Below are 2,880 nucleotides of genomic sequence, written 5' to 3' on the forward strand. Positions count from 1 at the left end.
GTCGACACCGCGCGCCTCACAGGCAGCAGTCCCTTCGGCGCCATCCTCAAAACCATCGGCGCCTGAGCCCAGCCATCACAGGCCTGGGTAATTACTCCGTAGGATATATACGCGGATATTCACGTTGCGGCAAAAGCGAAATTCTAAAACGTCACATCGAAGAACTTACTGGCACACAGGTCGGAAAGGGGCTTCAGCGGCTCATCGAAGGCAACGGCCATTTGATCGTTTACCTCGAGCTTTCTGCCGGGGAAACACCGCTAGGTGTTGCGACCCGATGGTTGCGCCTCTTCGAGGATTTGCGTGTGAGCGCACGGGGCCGCAGGTATGAGCCGCCCCTACGTGAGCGTGACGCGATTCAGCGCGCTATAGATATTTCCAATGACAACAACGTCACGCTTGTCGCGCTCGACGAGTACCAGAATTTGTTCAGAAGTGGATCTTCTGCGGCAGTCGATGCAGCCAGAAGTATGCTCATAACCATGCAGAATGCAGCAACGTTTCCGATCGCAATCACCGGTTCTCCGCTCCTAGAGGAATTGTTCTCGCGACATGAGGCAGTTAAGGAACGTGCGGGTCCAAGAGTACTCTTAAAGCCGCTGCCGTTCCGTGCGCGGAAAGAACAAATTGCGTTCGCTAGTGTAATTAAAAAATTTGAAGACAAGCTACCGTTCTTGCAGAAGCCGGGATTGTCGACGAAGGATTGGTTACAGTCGACATTTTTTGCAACGCGCGGCCGTCTTGGGCGGCTCACCCTGCTCACTCGCGCTGCGACTGATTTGGCATTCGCCGATTGCGCTGAGGGAACGATGCCTTCGACGTTGTCTATCAAGCATTTAAATCAAGCTTTCGATCTACTTCATGGCGACGATCCTACAATGAATGGCGTAAATCCTTGGGTCAAAGATTTCCAACTTCCCAATATTCCGCTGTCGGTCGAGGACGCAATGCGCATCAATTTGGACGATAGGAAGCGACGCAAAGGAAGGACGCTTTACGATGAGTGACGTGCCTCCTTCAGCGGCGCGGCTGCGTCGAACCGTACAAGCACAACCTGGGGAGGACCTAAGAAGTGTAGTCGTGCGCTACGCTCGGATAAAACGTATATCGGTCGAGATGCTTCTGCGTTTTGGCCTGCAGGTAGACGCGAATAGCTTAGCTTCTGTCCCGCTTCGCAGATACCAACTCGAGACGTTTGCGGACCTTGCGGGTCTCGAGCTGCAAAAGCTTGCAAATGATGCATTTGCCGAAGGTAAGAACGGCTTTGAGCTTTTCGGTCAGGACGCTGGCTTGGACGTCATCGAGCCACATCGGCGGCGAGTGGCACCCGGCATGCTCAAATCGGATGGTATTCCCTGGATCAGGGCGCACTGGCAAGTCGCCTGCCTTCCATGCGATCCGGACACTGGGGAATGTTTTGTTCAAATCTGTCCTACATGTCAGAAGTCGCTTTCTTGGGTAGGAATCGAGAGTGTCTATCTGTGTCAAAACTGCGCTATCGATTTGCGTATGGTCGCGCCCCGGTACGCCTCAGAGAGGAAACAGGAGTTGGCCAAGCTAATGGTCGGCGTGCTGCGTCGCGACGCGAACGCCCTCACGCAGTTGCCGGCCATAATTGCGCATTCAACTGCCCGCGAGCAACTCGCCTTCTTCTCGGTTCTCGCCAGTCTATCCTTCATTGTCGCAGGCCGTATCTTGCCACATGGGGCATTTGCAACTTTCCGCGGCCTTGAGCTTGCGCTCGAATATCCCTCTTGTCTCGATGGCATAATCGCAGATATAGTCCGGTCTCATGAAGAATGTAGCATTAAATTGGGCTGGTTTGCGGCGTTCATGGAAGTACGTTGTCGAGTAAAATTGCTCCCTTCCGGAAAGCTTAAGCGATCGATGGAGAGGCGTATCTTTAGAATTATGGGAATTGACGAGAAAAACTACATGGTTGTTCGCAGGGTCAGGCCTGATTTTTCTTCGGAATCTTGGCGATCAATTTCCTTTAAATACCAGAGTTTCCTGAGAGGCGTCCCAGCCAATCGTGAACCGGAATCATTGCCCGTGGGCGTAATCGATATGCCGGGCCCATTTCAGTCTTGATTTTTTCAACAATTTCGAGTTCTGCGACTCTCCTGAGGCAGGACTCGGCTTCGTCTTTTCCTAATATCTCTCGTTCGATGTCGCGCATCGTCTTGTAATCATCCGAGATGAATTCCAGCAGGAGTCTCACTCCTGGGTGGTACAATGCCTTGAAAAACAGATCTTCCCGCGCAAGTTGAGAGATCATGTTGCATTGTGGACGGCCGGATGCGTCGTCGAAAATATTAAGCTTGCTCGTATTTTGATTTGAGGGTTCCGCGCGAGTGCTACGGCGGGGCGGCTGCGCGGGTGATGCCCTTTCCATGTCCCACTCCCTCGAAATCAGTCTCTCAACTGCTGCAACATCAGGTGCGGAGTCGTGATGTGAACAGGCTCGCCGCGCCGAATCCATATGTCCGAAATCTGGCTAGAGCGTGCGTAGCTACAGCTGTTTAACCGTTCTGCGCTCGGTGTCTATCGGTCGGTTCAATAAAGCTGGCTTTCACCCTGTCAATGAGGAGCTATCGTGCGGTCGATCCAGTGTCAGAATATTTGTTCGAACTGCTTTTTGGTGTCAATTCGCCGGCATTCGGTGACAGAATAAGAGTGTCGTCGGCGGTGAGATCGCTTGAGAGCTCAGATTATTTCGGTGCCAATTTATTCCGAGCCCGACACGGGCTTCGCACAGGCCGCCATCGTCGGCCGGTTCGAGGCCGGACTGTCCGCCGTCAGCACCCCTGAGACAGATTGAGGCTCTTCACGAACAGAGGATGGCTGGTTCATCGTAGCCCCCAGGAGCGAAGATGAAAC

General features: G+C 53.2%; 2 protein-coding genes. Both read left to right on the forward strand.

All coding sequences use genetic code 11. From position 1 onward, the window contains the following. A partial coding sequence (locus BM396_RS33100; protein WP_158713334.1) for an AAA family ATPase occupies positions 1 to 1,007 on the forward strand: 1,007 nt, incomplete at its 5' end. Then, on the forward strand, positions 1,000 to 2,091 hold the full coding sequence (locus BM396_RS32520) for a hypothetical protein (protein WP_139239620.1): 1,092 nt from the start codon (positions 1,000 to 1,002) through the stop codon (positions 2,089 to 2,091). The genes BM396_RS33100 and BM396_RS32520, both read left to right, overlap by 8 nt. Positions 2,092 to 2,880: the final 789 nt, after the last annotated feature.

Source organism: Methylobacterium sp. UNCCL125 (genome assembly GCF_900116795.1).
Taxonomy (GTDB): domain Bacteria; phylum Pseudomonadota; class Alphaproteobacteria; order Rhizobiales; family Beijerinckiaceae; genus Methylobacterium; species Methylobacterium fujisawaense.

What these genes read in the sequence shown, in the direction of transcription:
- BM396_RS32520 (WP_139239620.1), top strand. Translation starts at nt 1,000, where the DNA reads ATGAGTGACGTGCCTCCTTCAGCGGCGCGGCTGCGTCGAACCGTACAA.